Raw genomic sequence first — 17,810 nt, 5'->3', positions numbered from 1 at the left:
ACGGGCCGGGGCGTGGCGTGCTTACCCGCCGCGCCCGACCTTCAAGGAGCGCCCTCCATGATTCAGCCTGTCGCTGAACGTACACCGGCCGGGACCAGTTACCTGGCCCAAGGCCAGGGCCAACCCGTGGTGCTGATCCACGGCGTGGGCCTGAACAAGGAAATGTGGGGCGGGCAGTTCGTGGGCCTTGCCAACGACTACCGCGTCATTGCCTACGACATGCTCGGCCATGGCCAGAGCGCACTGCCTGCCGCCGACACCGGCCTGGAAGGCTACGCTGCCCAGCTGGCGGAACTGCTCGACCACCTGCAGATCGCCCAGGCGACCGTGATCGGCTTCTCCATGGGCGGCCTGGTCGCACGCGCCTTTGCCCTGAACTACCCACAGCGCTTGTCTGCGCTGGTGGTACTCAACAGCGTGTTCAACCGCACCCCGGAGCAGAGCGCTGGCGTCATCGCACGCGCAGCCCAAGCTGCCCAACAAGGCCCCGATGCCAACGTCGACGCCGCGCTCGACCGCTGGTTCAGTCGGGAATACAAGGCAGCCAACCCGGCGCAGGTCGCCGCGATTCGCCAGGTACTGGCGAGCAACGACCCGCAGGGCTACCACACCACTTATTCGCTGTTCGCCACCCAGGACATGTACCGCGCCAGTGACCTGGGCAGCATTCAGGTGCCGACACTGATCGCCACCGGCGAACTCGACTCGGGCTCCACCCCGGCCATGACCCGCCAGCTCGCTGCCAGCATTCCTGGCGCGCAAAGTGTGGTCCTCGCCGAACAACGGCATATGATGCCGGTGGAGGCACCCCGTGAAGTCAACAAGATGCTTCTGGATTTCCTCAGCCAAGCCCGCACCCTCACCGAATCCGCCAAGGGGATTGTTGCATGACCCTCGTTCGTTTCCAGATGTGCATCGACGGCCAATGGCTCGATGCCCAGAGCGGCAAGACCTTCGACAGCCTCAACCCGGCCACCGCCCAGGCCTGGGCGCAACTGCCCGACGCTGATGAGGCCGATGTGGAGTTGGCGGTCCAGGCCGCCCAGCGTGCGTTCGACAGCAAAGGCTGGCGCAGCATCACCGCCACCGCACGGGGCAAACTGCTGCGCAAGCTGGGTGACCTGATCGCCGAAAACAAAGAACACTTGGCTCAGCTGGAAAGCCGTGACAACGGCAAGCTGATCCGCGAAACCCGCGGCCAGGTCGGTTACCTGCCCGAGTTCTTCCACTACACCGCGGGCCTGGCCGACAAGCTCGAAGGCGGTACCCTGCCGCTGGACAAGCCTGACCTGTTCGCCTACACCGTGCACGAACCGATCGGCGTGGTAGCCGGGATCATCCCGTGGAACAGCCCCCTGTACCTCACCGCGATCAAACTGGCGCCAGCGCTGGCCGCCGGCAACACCATCGTGCTCAAGCCTTCCGAGCATGCCTCGGCGACCATCCTCGAGCTGGCCCGCCTGGCCTTGGAAGCAGGCTTCCCGCCGGGCGTGGTCAACGTGGTCACCGGCTACGGCCCAAGCACCGGCGCTGCGCTGACGCGCCACCCGCTGGTGCGCAAGATCGCCTTCACCGGCGGCGCCGCCACCGCTCGCCACGTGGTGCGCAGCAGTGCCGAGAACTTCGCCAAACTGTCGCTGGAGCTGGGCGGCAAGTCACCGAACATCATTTTCGCCGACGCCGATCTGGACAGTGCCATCAACGGTGCTGTGGCCGGCATCTATGCCGCCTCCGGGCAAAGCTGCGTGGCAGGTTCGCGCCTGCTGGTGCAGGACGAGATCTTCGACGAGTTCGTCGCCCGCCTGATCGAGCGGGCCAAGCGCATCCGCATCGGTAACCCTCAGGACGACACCAGCGAAATGGGCCCGATGGCCACCGCCCAGCAGTTGGCCGTGGTCGAAAGCCTGGTTGCTGCGGCCAAGGCTGAAGGCGCGAAGCTGCACATGGGCGGCAAACGTGCCGAAGTCGAGGGCGAAGGCTGGTTCTACGAACCGACGCTGTTCGAGTGCGATAGCAACTCGATGACCATCATGCAGGAAGAGGTGTTCGGCCCGGTCGCCGCGGTCATCCGCTTCAAGACCGAGGAGGAGGCCCTGGCCATCGCCAACGACTCGCAGTTCGGCCTGGCGGCCGGCATCTGGACGCGCGACTTGGGCCGCGCCCACCGCCTGGCCCGCGACGTGCGTTCGGGGATCATATGGGTGAACACTTACCGCGCAGTGTCGGCCATGGCGCCGATCGGCGGCTTCAAGAACAGCGGCTACGGCCGTGAAAGCGGCATCGATTCGGTGCTGGCCTATACCGAGCTGAAGACCGTGTGGATCAACCTGTCCACCGCGCCGATGCCCGACCCGTTTGTGATGCGCTAAGAGGTAATACACGATGATCGAACCAGGCATCTACAAAGACGTGATGGGCTCCTTCCCATCCGGGGTCACGGTGGTCACCACCCTGGACGCCGACGGCGGCATTGTCGGCATCACCGCCAGCGCGTTCAGCGCGCTGTCGATCGACCCGGCGCTGGTGCTGTTCTGCCCCAACTATGCCTCTGACACTTACCCGATCCTGCGGGACAGCAAGCAGTTCGCGATCCACCTGCTGTCCGCCGAACAGACCGCCGAGGCCTACGCCTTCGCCGGCAAGGGCAAGGACAAGGCCAAGGGCATCGAGTGGCACCTGAGCGAGCTGGGCAACCCGCTGCTGGCTAAGGCCACGGCAATCATCGAGTGCGAGCTGTGGCGCGAGTACGATGGCGGCGATCACGCGATCATCGTCGGCGCGGTGAAGAACCTGGTGTTGCCCGCCGATCCGGTGACCCCGATGGTCTATCACAGAGGCAAACTGGGCGCCCTGCCCCCGCTGGGCTGATGCCCTGGGGGCCGCTTTGCGGCCCCGATACTTTTTTTCAGGGGCCGCGCGACCCTCTCACCCTTGGTTGCGGCCCCTCTTTTGATTCGGAGCTAGGCAATGAGCAACGAAAAGTACGAAAAAGGCCTGCAGATCCGGACCCAGGTGCTGGGCGAGGACTACGTCAACCGCTCGATCCAGAACGCCGATGACTTCACCAAGCCTTTGCAGGAGCTGGTTACAGAGTACTGCTGGGGCCACGTCTGGGGCCGCGATGGCTTGTCGCTCAAAGAGCGCAGCATGATAAACTTGGCCATGATTTCCGCGCTCAACCGGCCCCACGAGCTCAAGCTGCATATTCGCGGCGCCTTGCGTAATGGCCTGAGCCGTGAACAGATTCGCGAGATCCTGCTCCAGGTCGGCATTTATTGCGGCGTACCCGCGGCGGTGGACAGTTTCCGCCTGGCCCGCGAGGCGTTCGCCGAAGCCGATGCGGAGTCAACCCGTTAACAACGGGCTGTTCGAACCACTGCAGGGAGCACCTCGGTTCGGGGTGTTCCGCGATGTTGGCGAAACAGCCTCATAAAGAGCGCACCCGATGAAACGCCAGCCACTCGACGACAGCTTCAAGGTCAACCGCAACCCCGTAACACTGCGTGAAATCGTGCTCGACAAGCTGCGCGGCGCGATCATGAATTTCCACCTGCTCCCGGGCGATCGCCTGGTCGAGCGCGACCTCTGTGACCGCCTCGGGGTCAGCCGTACCTCGGTGCGTGAAGCCCTGCGTCACCTGGAGTCCGAAGGCCTGGTGGAATTCGCCGATGCCAAGGGCCCACGCGTGGCCATCATCACCCTGGAAGACGCCCGCGATATCTACGAGCTGCGCTGTGTACTCGAAGGCCTTATCGTGCAGCTGTTCACCCTCAATGCCAAAGCCAAGGACATCCGGGCCCTGGAACGGGCGCTGGAAGTCAACCGCGAAGCACTCGAGGAAGGCGAGTTGCAGCAGGTGCTGGACTCGGTGCAAGGCTTCTACGAGGTGCTGCTCGAGGGCTCCGGAAATCAGGTCGCAGCTCAGCAACTGCGCCAGTTGCAGGCGCGCATCAGCTACCTGCGCGCCACCTCGGTGTCGCAGCAAAACCGCCGTGGCGCCAGCAACCTTGAAATGGAAAAGATCGTCGACGCCATCAAGAGTGGCGACCCGCTGGTCGCCCACCAGGCCTCGGTCGATCATGTGCGCGCCGCCGCCAAGGTGGCGCTGGACTACCTGCGCCAGAAGCAGGACGACAACACCAAGGTGCGCGACATGGTCGAGCCTTTGGCACTCAAGGAACCTCGTATAGAACCCCGCATAGGCCGCTGACCATGCCCAACGCCCCGCGCTACTGCCCGCACTGCACCACAGAACTGGCCCGGGGCGTTCCCGAAGGCGACACCCACAAGCGCCTGCACTGTACCGGGTGCGGCTATGTCCACTACGTGAACCCGAAAATCATCGCCGGCTGCATCATCGAGCGCGATGGCAAGTACCTGCTGTGCCAGCGGGCGATCCCGCCCCGCCCAGGCACCTGGACGTTGCCGGCCGGGTTCATGGAGGCTGGCGAAACCACCGAGCAGGCAGCGCTGCGTGAGGTGTGGGAGGAAAGCGGCGTGCGTGCCGAAATCGTCTCGCCCTACTCGATCTTCAGCGTGCCGAAAATCAGCGAGGTGTACATCATCTTTCGCGCGATCGCCACCGAGGAGACCGGGCAGTATGGGCCCGAGACGCTGACCTACACGTTCTTCGAACCCGACCAGATCCCTTGGGAAGAGATCTACTACCCGGCGATACGGCAGATTCTCGAGCGTTACATCCTCGAGCGGCAGGCTGGGGTGTACGGGATCTACATGGGCAATGACGACACAGGCAAGGTGCACTTCATTCGTTGAGCCTGCTGCGGCCTAGTCTCCGGGACAGACAGCAAAAAGCCCTCGCCAATCCGCTATTCTCGGTGCACCCTTATCATCCCCGGCAGAAGGATGGGCAGAGCACACATGGCTAAATGGCTAGACGGCGGCGGGCTGATGGCTGAACGCATTCGCAATCACGATTGGTCCACTACCTCCCTGGGCCCGATCGAGACCTGGCCTGACGTACTCAAGACCACCGTGGCCCTGTGTCTGGCCTCGCGCTTTCCCCAGGCAATTCTCTGGGGGCAAGACCTGCTCACTCTGCACAACGACGCATTCCTGCCAATCCTTGGCAAAAAACCGCAAGCGCTGGGCAAGCCGTTTTGCGAAGTATGGCAGGAAGCCTGGACCGACATCGCGGCCATGGCCGAACGCGCCTTGGGCGGCGAAGCCGTCTATATCGAGGACTTCCCGCTGACCATCGACCGCAACGGCGGCCCGGAGCGCGCTTACTTCACCTTCTGCTACAGCCCTATCCGTGACCAGAACGGCGAAGTGGTCGGCATGCTCGACACGGTCACCGAAACGACCGCCAGCGTGGTCACCAATCAGCGGCTGGCGTTTCTTGACGACCTGGGCCGGGCTGTGGCGAATGCCACCGATTCGGACCGAGTAATGGCCATCACCACTGGCATGCTGTTGGAGCACCTGCAGTTGTCCAGTTGCGCCTATGCCGTAATGGAGGCCGACCAAGATGGCTTCACTATCTGCGGCGACTCTGTCGCACCCGGCTCCCCGCGGCTGCTGGGCCAGTATCGCCTGGCTGACTTCGGCCGCCTGGCGGTCAGTCAACTGCGCAAGGGTCTGCCGCTGGTGATCAACGACAACCTGAGTGAGTTGGCCAGGGAAGAAGCCGCCACCTTCCAGGCCATTGGCATCACTGCCACCATTTGCATGCCACTGGTCAAGGGGGGCCGACTCACCGCACTGATGGCCATCCACGATAAAATGCCACGGCGATGGACGGGCTACGAACAGGCGCTGATCGGGGAAGTGACGGAACGTTGCTGGGCACATATCCAGCGGGTCCAGTCCCATGCCGAAATGCGTGAGGCGCTGGCTGCGCTAGAGTCACTCAATGCCACCCTGGAACACCGTGTCGAAGAACGCACTACCCAATTGCTGCACACCGAAGCCGTGCTGCGCCAGGCCCAGAAGCTCGAAGCCATAGGCCAGCTGACCGGTGGCGTGGCCCATGACTTCAACAATCTGCTGACCATCATTCGCTCGTCACTGCACTTCCTGCAACGCCCCAACCTCGAAGACAGCCGTCGCGAACGCTACCTCAAGACCATTACCGACACTGTCGACCGAGGCGCCAAGCTGACCGGCCAGTTGCTGGCCTTCGCCCGCCGTCAGGCATTGAGCCCCCAAGTATTCGAAGCCCGATCGCGCCTGCAGGCCATGGCCGACATGCTTGATACCGCTACGGGCGCGCGGATCCAGGTAACACTGGAGTTGCCGTCAACGCCATGCCACATCCGCGCCGACCTCAGCCAACTGGAAACCGCTGTGATCAACCTGATGCTCAACGGCCGTGACGCCATGGCTGGCGAAGGCACCTTGCACCTGCGCCTGCTGCCCTACCAAAGCATGCCTGGCCTGCGCGAACAGCAAGAGCACCCAGGGCCGTTTGCCGCCATCTCGGTGGTGGACAGCGGTGTCGGCATCGCCGCCGAGTTGCTCGACCGTATCTTCGACCCGTTCTTCACCACCAAGGCGCCCGGCGAAGGCACAGGGCTTGGACTGTCGCAGGTGTTCGGCTTCGCCAAGCAATCCGGGGGCGATGTAGAGGTAGCCAGCATCCAGGGCCAAGGGACGACCTTCACCCTGTACCTGCCACAGGTGGAACAGCCTGCCGAGCAGGCCAATGCAGCCGCAGAGTTCAGCCAATCGCAGGTGAGTGGCGCGCGGCGAAGAATACTGGTTGTAGAAGACAACCCGGACCTTGGCACTTTCACTGCACAGATCCTCGAAGACCACGGCTACCGGATCAGCTGGGTGAACTCTGCGGAAGAAGCCTTGATGGAGTTGAACGGCGCGGCGGGCGACTTCGATGCCGTATTTTCCGATGTGGTCATGCCCGGTATGGGCGGCCTGGCCCTGGCCCGCGAGCTACGCCGCCAGTGCCCGCAATTGCCTGTGATACTCACCTCCGGCTACAGCGACGCGATTGCCGAAGGCGGCCACGAGGGATTCACATTCCTGGCCAAGCCCTACTCCGCCGAGCAAGTATGCCTGCTGCTTGGGAAGGTGCTGGCGCCCTGATGGCCGTCAAGGCCTGCCGGTAAGCAAGCGCGCCACACTCTGCGCCAGTTCTGCGCGCCGGTACGGCTTGCGCAACACCTCGAAGCCCTTGAGTTCGCGCGGTGTCAGGTTGGCGTAGCCGGTAATGATCAACACCGGCAGGTCTGCCTGACGCTCGCGCATCTGTTGAGCAAACCGCACCCCGGTCATATCAGCCATGACATGATCGGTCACCAGCACATCCGGCCACCAGCCCTTCTCCAGCAGCTGCAATGCTGCAGCGGCACTGGCGGCTTCGGTCACCTGATAACCCAGTTCACGCAACTGCAGCGCTGTGGCATGGCGCACGATCTCCTCGTCGTCCACCAACAGCACCCGAAGTGCACCGTCGGCAAGCGGCACCTCGGCCATTTCGCTGTCACGACACACCGCAGCCACATCGCTGCTCGGCAGCCATAACGTGGCAACGGTACCCCCCCCTTGCTGCGAGCGTATCTGGAAGCCGCCACCGGACTGTACGGCCAGTCCCTGGACCATCGGCAGGCCAAGACCAGTGCCCTTGCCCACGCCTTTGGTGGAATAGAACGGTTCGACGCAGCGACGCAACTGATCTTCGTCCATGCCACTGCCACTGTCGCGAACCTGCAACCACACCAGCGTCCCTTCGGTGAGGCCCGCAGGCCTTGGGGGACCTTCGGCCTCAAGCCCTGCGCAGATCCTCAAGGTGCCACCGTCGCCCATGGCGTCGCGGGCGTTGACCGCAAGGTTAAGCAGCGCCAGTTCCAGTTGATGGGGGTCTACGAGGACTGCAGGCAGGGCTGGGTCAATCTGTACCTGCACGGCAACTGTCGGCCCCAGTGATCGGGCCAGCAGCTCGTGCATGTCCTCTACCAGAGCGGCCAGCGACACGGCCTGTGGTTTGAGAGTTTGTCGGCGGGCAAAGCTGAGCAACCGCCCGACCAGATTGCGCGCACGCTCGGCAGCCTGCAGCCCCCCGTCGATCAGGCGCGGGGCACGTTCGGAGTGCGGCTGCCGGCGCAGCAGCTCGAAAGAGGCGATGATAGGCGTGAGCATGTTGTTCAAGTCATGGGCAATACCGCCAGTCAACTGTCCGATCATTTCCAGCTTGTGCGCTTCGTGCAACTGCAGCATTGCCGCCTCACGCTGGGCGAGTGCCGCCGTGACGCGCTCCTCCAGGCTGTCGTTGAGCAGGTGCAGGGCGCGTTCTGCGCGGGCATGTGTGATGGCCGCCCAGCCCTGCTTGGCGGCTTCCTCCACCAATTGGCATTCCTCTTCAAGGCACTGGCGCGGGCTGTGAAAGTGCACGCCAAGCATGGCCTCCAGACGACCGCCACGCAGCACCGGCACATGCAACGTGGAGCACAGACCGCTCAGGGGTGACGTTGCACTGTCATACGCCTGCTGCACCACCTGCCCTGCCGCCAGTTGCTCATGCAGCGATGCGCCGTAAGTCGCATAGTGGTGTTGACCGACCAGTGATGGCACGCCCTCAGCCCAATCGTGCGCGACCTTGAAACCTGCGCCGTCGCCCTGATCTTCGCCAAAACAGACCTGCGCCGCCCCCAGGTGCTCGGCCAGGCGGCTCACCACATAGGCTTCGATGCGGTCTGCTTCACCCAGCCCGGGCAACGTGCGGCCCAACTCCAGCAAGAACGCCTGATTCTGCTGGAGCCGCACCCGCTCGGTGGTCTCGGTGACCAGGCACAGCACCCCGCCGACACTTCCATCGGCCTCACGCACCGCGGAATAAGACACATCGAAGTACACCGTCTCGCCCAATCCGTGGCGTTCTATATAAAAGGGGCGATCCTTGGCCGAGAAGGTCTGGCCAGTCTCACGCACGCCACGCAGCAACGGCTCGAGGTCATGCCACAGTTCGCGCCAGTATTCCTTGCCTGGACGCCCCAATGCGTGGGGATGCTTGCTGCCAATGGTCGGCGCATAGGCGTCATTGTAAAGCGCAGCAAAAGCCTCACCCCAGAACAGCACGAACTGCGCCTGGGCCGGCAGTAATGTGGCCATCACCGCCTGCAAGTGGGGCGACCATGCTTCAGGCGGGCCGAGCGGCGAGTCGCTCCAGTCCATCGTCTGCAGCAGTGTGCCGATGGCACCGCCATTGAGCAGGAAGTGTGGTAGCGGATTGGGGGTTTCGTGTCGTTGAAGCGGTTTCATGTCTGGGATGTCCCGGGCATATTGCCATCCATCTGAGGATAAGAGATGTGCAATAAACAGTTCGTTCCCAGGGATTCGCCGTTAATTACTCCCCCGCTCAGGCGAGCATGCGCAGCATCAGCCGAGTTGCCCGATCATCAACCCCAGCGCCACCAGGATCATCGCCGTTCCCGATAACCGCCCGACCCACTTCGCCGCCTCCGGCCGGGTACTCAGGACAGCTTTGGCGCCATAGCCGACCAGCAGATAGATCACCAGCGAACTGCACAGGTGGACCAACCCCAGCAGCAGGATCTGCACAGGCACCGGCCAGCTCGACTGTGGGTCGGTGAATTGCGGCAGCAAGGCCAGGAAAAGCAGGAACACCTTGGGGTTGAGCCCGCTCACGCAAAAGCCTTTTAGCGCCCAGCGCGAGCCGCTATCGCCTGCATCACCCGGCCCTCCTTGCGGCACCGCCGGGCTCAGTAACAGGTTGCCGCCCAGCCAGAGCAGATAGGTGCAGCCAGCCAAGGTCAGCAACAATAAGGCCAGCGGATGCCCGGCAACCAGGCTACCCACGCCAGCTGCAACGATCAGGGTTGCCAGAAAATGCCCGGACAGCATGCCGGCCACCGCAGGCATCACCCAGCGCCCGCGCATGCCGGCCGAGATGGCGTAAGCCCAGTCTGCGCCGGGGGTGATCACGAACAGCAATGACACGGCCCAGAACGCCGTCAGCACACTGATTGCCACTTGAGTCTTCCTTCACTGGATTGGGAGTGAGGAAAGCGTACGGATTCCATCGAGGGATTATCTTTCGTATATTTCCCTTTCAAGCCTTATTGATGGAAGATTCTTCTCCGTGGACAGGACAGACCGCAAGATACTTGCCGAACTGCAGAAGGATGGTCGTTTGTCGGTTACCGAACTGGCTGAACGCGTGGGGCTGAGCCTGTCGCCTTGCCATCGGCGGCTAAAGGCACTGGAGGATTCGGGAGCCATCCTCGGTTACCACGCTCGCCTGGCACCAAGCGCCCTGGGGCTGAACTTCGCCGCGCTGGTGTTCGTCACGTTGCGCGAAGTCACCCGTCAGCCGGTCGCGGATTTCGAGGCGGCACTGGGCGAAATACCGCAGATCGTCGAGGCGCAGCGGCTGTTCGGCGACCCGGATTACCTGCTGCATGTCGTGGCAAAAGACCTGCCGGCGTTTCAGAAACTGTATGACGAACAGCTGACCAGCATTCCCAACGTGAAGCGCTTGAGCTCGACCCTGGTGATGAAAGAGGTGATTCAGGACCGGATGCTGCCGATGTAACTGCATGCACTTCAATCGGGCAGCTCGCACCAACACCACACACCCGTTTGAACCCGTACCTGCCCAAGCCTGCCAAACCCGGGCCTCCCAGCCCGGTGGCCCGCTCCTTGCTACCTCTCGCCCCTTAACCTTTTGTCAGCCTTAGGTTTTTTAAGGTTTATGGGCACATATTTACTAATTTCTCCTTCCCCCCGCACCCCGCATCATCGCTCCAACAAGAACGCGTCGCCCTTCGCCGGCACGCACCCGGGCAGCACCCGATGCCCCACCTTGCCTTGGAGTCAGTCATGACCAGTGCAGCCAATTCGGCACCCCTCATAGAAAAACACACGATCGGCTACGTGCCCCCGCAAGACCGCCATGGAAAGGTAAGGGATCTGTTCACGCTGTGGTTCGGCGGCAACATCGCGCCGCTGCCCATCGTCACCGGCGCGCTCGGCGTGCAGCTGTTTCACCTGAACCTGCTATGGGGCATCGTCGCCATTCTGGTTGGCCACCTGGTCGGCGGAGTGCTGATGGCGCTGCACTCGGCCCAGGGCCCGCAGATGGGCATCCCGCAGATGATCCAGAGCCGCGCCCAGTTCGGCTCGCTCGGGGCACTGCTGGTGGTGGTGATCGCCGGCGTGATGTACATCGGGTTTTTCGCCTCCAACATCGTCCTGGCCGGCAAATCGCTGCATGGCGTGGTCGACAGCGTGCCGGTACCGGTGGGTATCGTCATCGGCGCGCTGGGCTCGGGGATCATCGGCATCATCGGCTATCGCTTCATCCACGTGCTCAACCGTATCGGCACCTGGGTACTGGGCATCGGCATCGTGATCGGTTTCGGCTACATCTTCAGCCACGTGCAGAGCGACGATTTCCTCACCCGCGGCGGCTTCAACCTAGCCGGCTGGCTGGCCACCGTGTCGCTCGCGGCGCTGTGGCAGATCGCCTTTGCTCCCTACGTGTCGGACTATTCGCGTTACCTGCCGGCTGACGTGAAGGTCTCATCGACCTTCTGGACCACCTACCTGGGGTCGGCACTGGGCTCGAGCCTGTCGTTCATCTTTGGCGCCGTGGCGGTACTGGCGATACCCGCCGGCATGGACACCATGGACGCGGTCAAGCTCGCCACCGGCACCCTCGGCCCGATCATGCTGGTGCTGTTCCTGCTCAGCGTGATCAGCCACAACGCCCTCAACCTCTATGGCGCAGTGCTGTCGATCATCACCCTGATCCAGACCTTCGCCTACCGCTGGATCCCCACAGCCAAGAGCCGTGCGGTCCTGTCGCTGATCGTGCTGGCGGCCTGCTGCGTGGTGGCGGTGTTCGCCTCGGCGGACTTCATCGGCCACTTCGTCGACATGGTGCTGGTGTTGCTGGTGGTGCTGGTGCCGTGGACCGCGATCAACCTGATCGACTTCTATGTGATTCACAAGGGCGATTACGACATCCAGTCGATCTTCAAGGTCGATGGCGGTATCTACGGGCGCTACAACCCGCAGGCGCTGACCGCCTATGCAGTGGGTATCGTGGTGCAGATTCCGTTCATGAACACGCCGCTGTACGTGGGGCCGATCTCCGAGCACATCAACGGTGCCGACCTGTCCTGGCTGGTGGGCCTGCTGATCACTTCGCCGCTGTACTGGTGGCTGGCGAGCCGCGACAGTGCCTATCGCCGTCGCCAGACCAGTGCCAAGCTCGCGGCTGCAAGCTGATCAGGCAGCGGATTCGGCTGGGGCCAGAGTGACAATCACCAGGGAACAGGCGGTTGATCGGCTCAGGGCTCCGCCAGCCACCGCTCAGTGATGCTGAGCGCACTTTCGAACAAGGTCGATCACTTTAGCGTCACACTGTGCAGAGTTTTTTAAGTTACCCAAAGTGCAGCAAGCTGCCCGCTGGCAGTCAGACCAGGCCGCTTCTCCCCACGGACAATCGCGGAACAGTTTGAGCGATCAAGCACCTTCCGGCAGTAAGCTACGGTCGAACATGAACGGCCGATCTCCCTGCGGCGTATATTGATACAACTGCTGTGGCCTGCCGAGCCGCGGCTGATTCTTCTCCCCCGTATCACGCACCCAACCCAGCTCACGCAGGCGCTCCAGGCGCTTGCGCAGCGAGGTGTTGTTCACGGCCTGGCCCAGGCACGCCTGCACCGCCCCCAATGCATCGAGCACCGTGAACTTCTCGGCCAGCAGGTTCAGCGGCAGGCTGCTGTACACCGTCTTGCTCGCCAGCCGCTCGCGAGCGCGCTCCACCAGCAGGTTGTGATCGAACGGAAGGAGGACCTTGCGGCCCAACACACTGTCTAGGTCAAAAAAGGCCAACTGGTCACCCTCAACCTGCTGCCGAGGGTCAAGCAAGGCCAGGTAATAGGTGCTCAACGACCAGCCGCGCGGGTCGCGGAAGGCATTGCCTTCGGTGCCTACCTGCTCCAGGTAACGCGGCAGCACCCGGGCCTTCTCGCCTAGCGCGCGCTCGGCAGCAGCCTCCAGGCTGGTGTCCGGGATGCGGCCATTGACGAGCACGCCGGGCAGAGCCCACTGAGCGGCATGGGGCTCGCGCTCGCGGCGATGCAACAACACTTGCAGATGCTGGGCTTCGGGGGCCAGGCGCAGGGCGACGATATCGACGCTGGCCAGGACTTCGGCTGTACTCACTAAAAGGCTCCACTGCTCAATGACGTAATATTCCACCAGAGCGCTTAACTTGGGCAAGCATCGATAACTGCAAGACGTGTGCTTGACACACTTATATCACCAGGTGAATTATATGGCCAGGCCAGCGAGGAGAGCCCCATGAAAATCGCCAGTTTCGATGTCGACGCGCAAAACGGCTTCACCGCCAATGCCCCACAGGAATTGCCGGTGCCCGAAGGCAATGAAATCGCCGCCGACCTCAACACCATGGCCCTGCGCGCCGACCTGCGCCTGGGCAGCAAGGACGCGCACCCGGCCAATGCCGCGTGGGTGGTCACAGAACCTGGGCAAATGCTGCAACCGCTGACGCTGGCCAATGCCGACCTGACCTGGGTCAGCCACTGCGTGCCGGGCACGCCGGGCTTCGAACTGCTGCCAGGCCTGCCCGCCCCCATCGATTACGACTACTTCGTGTGGAAAGGCGTCGAACCCGACCTGCACCCCTACGGTGCCTGCTACCACGACCTGGCCGAGCGCCGCTCCACGGGCGTCATCGAATACCTCAAGGTGCAGCAGGTGGGCGCGGTGATCGTCGGTGGCCTGGCCCTGGACTACTGCGTTAAAACCACCGCCCGGCAGTTGCGCCAGGCGGGCTTCCAGGTACTCCTTTACTTGCCTGCCTGCCGCGCCCTGACCCAGGAAGGCGCCATCGCAGCGTGCGGCGCACTGGCCGCCGAGGGCGCCATCCTCTGCGGCGACGAGGCCGCGCTCGACCACCAGCTCTCTCTGATCAAGGAAGACCGCCCATGAGCGAAAGCGTTTTCGGCCCACGAATCATCCAGAACCTGCTCGACACCGACTTCTACAAGATCACCATGATGCAGGCGGTGCTGCACAACTACCCCAACGCCGAGGTGGAATGGGAGTTTCGCTGCCGTAACGGCGAGGACCTCTCGCCTTACCTGGCTGAAATTCGCTATCAGGTGGAGCAACTGGCAGACGTCACAGTCACCCACGACCAACTGGCGTATCTGGAGAAAATCCCGTTCATCAAGCCGGACTTCATCCGCTTCCTAAGCCTGTTCCGCTTCAACCTGCGCTATGTCCAGGTCGGCCTGGATGATGCCGGGCAACTGGCAATCCGTGTGCGCGGGCCGTGGCTGCACGTGATTCTTTACGAGATCCCGTTGCTGGCGATCATCAGCGAGGTACGCAACCGCTACCGCCATCGCGAAGTGGTGATGGAACAGGTGGGCGAGCGGCTGTACCAGAAACTGGACTGGCTCAAGGCCCACGCCAGTGCCGACGAGCTGGCGGGCTTGCAGCTGGCTGATTTCGGTACCCGGCGGCGCTTTTCGTACCGTGTACAGGAAACCGTGGTACATACCCTCAAACGCGATTTCCCGGGGCGCTTCGTCGGCACCAGCAACGTGCACCTGGCCCGCGAATACGAGCTCAAGCCCATCGGTACCATGGCCCACGAATGGTTCATGGCCCACCAGCAACTCGGCCCGCGCCTGGTCGACAGCCAGGCTGCCGCGCTTGAGTGCTGGGTACGCGAATACCGTGGGTTGCTGGGCATCGCGCTGACCGACTGCATCACCATGGACGCGTTCATGGGCGATTTCGACCTGTACTTTGCCAAGCTGTTCGATGGCCTGCGCCACGACTCGGGCGACCCGCTGGCATGGGCCGAAAAGGCCATCGCCCACTACCAGAAACTGGGCATCGACCCGCAGAGCAAAACGCTGATCTTTTCCGATGGCCTGGACTTCGCCAAGACGCTTGGGCTGTACCGCGCCTTGCACGGGCGCATCAATGTGAGTTTTGGCATCGGCACCAACCTCACCTGCGATATTCCCGGCGTCAAGCCCATGAACATGGTGATCAAGATGACGGCCTGCAACGGCGCGCCGGTGGCCAAGATCAGTGACAGCCCAGGCAAGACCCAGTGCCGCGATGAGAACTTCGTGGCGTACCTTAAACATGTATTCAAAGTGGCTTGATCACTGTCATATACACCGCCCGGCCTATTGGCCAAGCGGCTTTTACGACGCAATACATCTGCCTTCACATTCATTCGCGCACCCCGTCCGGTAATACAAAAGTAGAGGGAGCGAGTGCCTTGCACCTGGCGTCGGAATTAAACACAGCCTTTTCTGTGTGAATTCACGAGGTGCAAGATCATGGCTAACGATCAAGGCAAAAGTGGACAACAAGGCGGCACTCCCCAGCACAACCCGGACCAGGTCTCTAACGACCCGCAAAAACCTTGGGACACAGGGCATCAAGGCGGCCAGATGCCAGAAGACAAGTGGGAGAACGACCCGCAACGCTCAGGGGGTGGTGCACAACAAGGCGCAACGGGTGGCCATGGCTCCGGGAGCCGTGCCGGTACCGATGTCGAACAAGGCATGGATTCCGACCCTCAACTCGATGACGAAGAAGACAGCGGCATGAACAAGGACGATCGCTGATCTCCTATGGCCAGGGTTGATGGAACACCCTGGCCGTTAACATCTGGCGTGCGACCTCTGCGTCAGCGCCGGCGCGACCTGACTGCTGACGCTAGTAATCTCGCTTACCCTGCCGGACATGGGTGTCATGTACACAATGCCATGAACCGCGCCGCCGCCCGCGAGGGCGTGGCCGCATGCGGCAGCAGAATGGAAAAGTGCCTGACCAACGGCTGCGGGGCGATGTGCAATCGCTGCAGTGCGCCCCCTTCATGCCTGATCGACATCGCCGAAACGAAGCCAATGCCCATCCCCGCCCGCACGGCCTCCTTCACCCCTTCGACGCCGGCAATTTCCAACGCTACGCGCATGGCCACGCCACTGCGCGCAAATGCCCGTTCAACGATCTGCCGAACCCCGGAGCCGCTTTCACGCAGTACCAAGGGATAGCTGCCCAAGGCTTCCAGCGTCTGACCCGCCTGATTGGCCAACGGGTGAGCGCTTGGCACGATGGCGACGATTTCGTCCTCACGCCACGGTGTGACACCCGTGCCCAGCGGCAATTCCTGCCCGGGCGGGCCTTCGATCAGGGCGATGTCCACACTGCCCAGCGCCGAGACGATCTCTGCGGTATTGCCGTGCAAGGTGCTCACCTGCACCTCGGGGTATTGCGCATGGAAGTCGGCGATCAGGTAAGGCAGCAGGTAGCTGGCGGGCGTAGTGCTGGCACCGATGCGCAAGGTGCCGCGCTCCAGCCCGCGCATGGCGTCGCGCAGTGCCTGGGCCTGGCGAAAGGTTTCGCGCAGGCGTTCGGCATGGGCCAACAGCTGCTCGCCGGCCGCAGTAAGCCGCACTCCGCGGCCGGCACGCTGGTAAAGGGGCTCGCCGAATGCGTCCTGCAGCAGCTTGAGCTGGCCGGAGACAGCCGGCTGCGACAGATGCAAGGCCAACGCCGCATGGCTGATGTTGCCATGCTCGGCAACGGTGGCGAACGTTATCAGTTGTTCCGGGGTCATGAATTCAAAATATCAGCTAAGCGGATATTTGCCATTCTGAATTACGATTTTTTATAAGCTTATAACCAAATTAAAGTAGGCCCTGTCGATTCACCGTCCGGAGGACTCACATGGCCACGGTACCGTCCAACCCTGCCTTTGCCCCTACCCTCTCTACCCGAGGGCGGCTCAACGGCATCCTGTTCGTCGCATTGTTCGCGTTCGCCGTCACCCAACTGGCGGCCGTGCCCGTTATCGCCAACCTGGGCATCAGCCCGCTCATCGTCGGCATCGTCGCCGGAGCCCTTTACGGCAACGCCCTGCGTGATGGCGTGCCGGCCAGTTGGGCGGCGGGCATCAATTTCTCTGCCCGCGGGCTACTGCGCATCGCGGTAGCCTTTTTCGGCCTGCGTGTCAGCCTGCAGGAAATCGCCGAAGTCGGCTGGTCTGGCCTCACGGTCTCGCTGCTGGTGGTGGTCAGCACCCTGCTGATCGGCCTGTGGTGTGGCATGAAGCTGCTCAAACTGGACCGCGATACCGCCTTGTTGACAGCAGCCGGCAGCGCCATTTGCGGCGCCGCAGCAGTGCTGGCCTTCGAATCGGCGCTGCGCAGCGCACCGCACAAGAGTGCCATGGCAGTGGGCAGCGTGGTGCTGTTCGGCACCCTGTCGATGTTCCTGTACCCGCTACTGATCAACAGCGGCTGGCTGCACCTCGATACCCTGGGTGCCGGCCTGTTCCTGGGCGGCACCGTTCATGAGGTTGCTCAGGTGGTGGGCGCAGCAAGCAATGTCAGCCCCGAGGCCACGCACATCGCTACCATCGTCAAGATGACCCGGGTGATGCTGTTGGTGCCGGTACTGCTGGTGGTGGGTGTCTGGATCAGCCGTACCCGGCTGCCGGGTCAGGCACAAGGCAACGGCCGCATCGCCATGCCATGGTTCGCCTTCGGCTTCCTCGCGCTGGTATTGGTGAACTCGCTGCAGGTATTGCCAGGCAGCGTGACCCAAGCGGTCAACGGCCTGGACACCTTCGCCCTGACCATGGCCATGACCGCACTGGGCATGGAGACACGCTTGAGCCAGATCCGCCAGGCCGGCCCGCGGGCGCTGGTGACAGGGGCGATTCTCAACCTGTGGCTGCTCGGTGGCGGGCTGGCGATTACGCTGGGTGTGCAAAAGCTCTTCGCATGACTTATGGTGTTGTC

At 62.8% G+C, this 17,810-nt stretch carries 17 protein-coding genes; 13 read left to right on the top strand and 4 right to left on the bottom strand.

Annotation, left to right across the window (positions count from 1 at the left end):
• Positions 1-57: 57 nt before the first annotated feature.
• From ACW4TB_RS04015 to ACW4TB_RS03985, 7 genes are all read left to right on the top strand, one after another.
• On the top strand, positions 58-891 hold the full coding sequence (locus tag ACW4TB_RS04015; protein WP_012314147.1) for an alpha/beta fold hydrolase: 834 nt from the start codon (positions 58-60) through the stop codon (positions 889-891).
• A complete protein-coding gene (locus tag ACW4TB_RS04010; RefSeq protein ID WP_012314146.1) occupies positions 888-2,369 on the top strand; it encodes an aldehyde dehydrogenase in 1,482 nt (493 codons plus the stop codon). Before ACW4TB_RS04015 ends, ACW4TB_RS04010 begins: the two co-directional genes overlap by 4 nt.
• Before the next feature lie 13 nt (positions 2,370-2,382).
• Entirely contained in the window at positions 2,383-2,868 is a 486-nt protein-coding gene (locus ACW4TB_RS04005; protein WP_012314145.1) for a flavin reductase family protein, read from the top strand.
• 99 nt (positions 2,869-2,967) lie between these two features.
• Entirely contained in the window at positions 2,968-3,357 is a 390-nt protein-coding gene (locus tag ACW4TB_RS04000) for a carboxymuconolactone decarboxylase family protein (protein ID WP_012314144.1), read from the top strand.
• Positions 3,358-3,445: 88 nt separating this feature from the next.
• Positions 3,446-4,210: a GntR family transcriptional regulator gene (locus tag ACW4TB_RS03995; RefSeq protein WP_012314143.1), complete on the top strand. Its 765-nt coding sequence runs from the start codon at positions 3,446-3,448 to the stop codon at positions 4,208-4,210.
• Positions 4,211-4,212: 2 nt separating this feature from the next.
• Positions 4,213-4,776, top strand: a complete 564-nt coding sequence (locus tag ACW4TB_RS03990) for an NUDIX hydrolase (RefSeq protein WP_279933060.1) — start codon at positions 4,213-4,215, stop codon at positions 4,774-4,776.
• A 105-nt stretch (positions 4,777-4,881) separates the two neighbouring features.
• Positions 4,882-7,065, top strand: a complete 2,184-nt coding sequence (locus ACW4TB_RS03985; protein WP_455828230.1) for an ATP-binding protein — start codon at positions 4,882-4,884, stop codon at positions 7,063-7,065.
• A gap of 6 nt (positions 7,066-7,071) precedes the next feature.
• Here ACW4TB_RS03985 and ACW4TB_RS03980 read toward each other — a convergent pair whose 3' ends face one another.
• On the bottom strand, positions 7,072-9,237 hold the full coding sequence (locus ACW4TB_RS03980; RefSeq protein ID WP_254467728.1) for a response regulator: 2,166 nt from the start codon (positions 9,235-9,237) through the stop codon (positions 7,072-7,074).
• Positions 9,238-9,354: 117 nt separating this feature from the next.
• On the bottom strand, positions 9,355-9,969 hold the full coding sequence (locus ACW4TB_RS03975; RefSeq protein ID WP_012314139.1) for a LysE family translocator: 615 nt from the start codon (positions 9,967-9,969) through the stop codon (positions 9,355-9,357).
• A 109-nt stretch (positions 9,970-10,078) separates the two neighbouring features.
• Between ACW4TB_RS03975 and ACW4TB_RS03970 the strand changes: the two genes are divergently transcribed.
• Both ACW4TB_RS03970 and ACW4TB_RS03965 read left to right on the top strand, forming a co-directional pair.
• On the top strand, positions 10,079-10,531 hold the full coding sequence (locus tag ACW4TB_RS03970) for an Lrp/AsnC family transcriptional regulator (protein ID WP_012314138.1): 453 nt from the start codon (positions 10,079-10,081) through the stop codon (positions 10,529-10,531).
• A gap of 287 nt (positions 10,532-10,818) precedes the next feature.
• Positions 10,819-12,231 (top strand): purine-cytosine permease family protein, encoded by a 1,413-nt coding sequence (locus ACW4TB_RS03965; protein ID WP_012314137.1) that lies wholly within the window; start codon positions 10,819-10,821, stop codon positions 12,229-12,231.
• A gap of 237 nt (positions 12,232-12,468) precedes the next feature.
• Here ACW4TB_RS03965 and ACW4TB_RS03960 read toward each other — a convergent pair whose 3' ends face one another.
• On the bottom strand, positions 12,469-13,173 hold the full coding sequence (locus ACW4TB_RS03960) for an NUDIX hydrolase (protein ID WP_279933056.1): 705 nt from the start codon (positions 13,171-13,173) through the stop codon (positions 12,469-12,471).
• A gap of 138 nt (positions 13,174-13,311) precedes the next feature.
• Here ACW4TB_RS03960 and ACW4TB_RS03955 point away from each other — a divergent pair, with 138 nt between their 5' ends.
• The 3 genes from ACW4TB_RS03955 (at position 13,312) to ACW4TB_RS03945 (ending at position 15,629) form a co-directional block, all read left to right on the top strand.
• Complete coding sequence (locus tag ACW4TB_RS03955; RefSeq protein WP_279933054.1) at positions 13,312-13,962, top strand: isochorismatase family protein; 651 nt, start codon at positions 13,312-13,314, stop codon at positions 13,960-13,962.
• Entirely contained in the window at positions 13,959-15,158 is a 1,200-nt protein-coding gene (gene pncB / locus ACW4TB_RS03950) for a nicotinate phosphoribosyltransferase (protein ID WP_012314134.1), read from the top strand. Before ACW4TB_RS03955 ends, pncB begins: the two co-directional genes overlap by 4 nt.
• Before the next feature lie 180 nt (positions 15,159-15,338).
• Complete coding sequence (locus tag ACW4TB_RS03945; protein ID WP_012314133.1) at positions 15,339-15,629, top strand: hypothetical protein; 291 nt, start codon at positions 15,339-15,341, stop codon at positions 15,627-15,629.
• A 125-nt stretch (positions 15,630-15,754) separates the two neighbouring features.
• On the opposite strand, the gene ACW4TB_RS03940 is transcribed toward ACW4TB_RS03945, so the two are convergent.
• Entirely contained in the window at positions 15,755-16,624 is an 870-nt protein-coding gene (locus tag ACW4TB_RS03940; RefSeq protein WP_012314132.1) for a LysR substrate-binding domain-containing protein, read from the bottom strand.
• 110 nt (positions 16,625-16,734) lie between these two features.
• On the opposite strand from ACW4TB_RS03940, the gene ACW4TB_RS03935 reads away from it, so the two are divergent.
• On the top strand, positions 16,735-17,796 hold the full coding sequence (locus ACW4TB_RS03935; RefSeq protein ID WP_279933050.1) for a YeiH family protein: 1,062 nt from the start codon (positions 16,735-16,737) through the stop codon (positions 17,794-17,796).
• Positions 17,797-17,810: the final 14 nt, after the last annotated feature.

It is taken from the genome of Lelliottia jeotgali, assembly GCF_977070485.1.
This window is presented reverse-complemented; position numbering and strand designations above follow the sequence as displayed.

What these genes read in the sequence shown, in the direction of transcription:
- ACW4TB_RS03955 (WP_279933054.1), top strand. Translation starts at nt 13,312, where the DNA reads ATGAAAATCGCCAGTTTCGATGTCGACGCGCAAAACGGCTTCACCGCC.
- ACW4TB_RS03985 (WP_455828230.1), top strand. Translation starts at nt 4,882, where the DNA reads ATGGCTAAATGGCTAGACGGCGGCGGGCTGATGGCTGAACGCATTCGC.
- ACW4TB_RS03940 (WP_012314132.1), bottom strand. Translation starts at nt 16,624, where the DNA reads ATGACCCCGGAACAACTGATAACGTTCGCCACCGTTGCCGAGCATGGC.
- ACW4TB_RS03965 (WP_012314137.1), top strand. Translation starts at nt 10,819, where the DNA reads ATGACCAGTGCAGCCAATTCGGCACCCCTCATAGAAAAACACACGATC.
- ACW4TB_RS04005 (WP_012314145.1), top strand. Translation starts at nt 2,383, where the DNA reads ATGATCGAACCAGGCATCTACAAAGACGTGATGGGCTCCTTCCCATCC.
- ACW4TB_RS03945 (WP_012314133.1), top strand. Translation starts at nt 15,339, where the DNA reads ATGGCTAACGATCAAGGCAAAAGTGGACAACAAGGCGGCACTCCCCAG.
- ACW4TB_RS03980 (WP_254467728.1), bottom strand. Translation starts at nt 9,237, where the DNA reads ATGAAACCGCTTCAACGACACGAAACCCCCAATCCGCTACCACACTTC.
- ACW4TB_RS04010 (WP_012314146.1), top strand. Translation starts at nt 888, where the DNA reads ATGACCCTCGTTCGTTTCCAGATGTGCATCGACGGCCAATGGCTCGAT.
- ACW4TB_RS03990 (WP_279933060.1), top strand. Translation starts at nt 4,213, where the DNA reads ATGCCCAACGCCCCGCGCTACTGCCCGCACTGCACCACAGAACTGGCC.
- ACW4TB_RS04015 (WP_012314147.1), top strand. Translation starts at nt 58, where the DNA reads ATGATTCAGCCTGTCGCTGAACGTACACCGGCCGGGACCAGTTACCTG.
- ACW4TB_RS03935 (WP_279933050.1), top strand. Translation starts at nt 16,735, where the DNA reads ATGGCCACGGTACCGTCCAACCCTGCCTTTGCCCCTACCCTCTCTACC.
- pncB (WP_012314134.1), top strand. Translation starts at nt 13,959, where the DNA reads ATGAGCGAAAGCGTTTTCGGCCCACGAATCATCCAGAACCTGCTCGAC.
- ACW4TB_RS03995 (WP_012314143.1), top strand. Translation starts at nt 3,446, where the DNA reads ATGAAACGCCAGCCACTCGACGACAGCTTCAAGGTCAACCGCAACCCC.
- ACW4TB_RS04000 (WP_012314144.1), top strand. Translation starts at nt 2,968, where the DNA reads ATGAGCAACGAAAAGTACGAAAAAGGCCTGCAGATCCGGACCCAGGTG.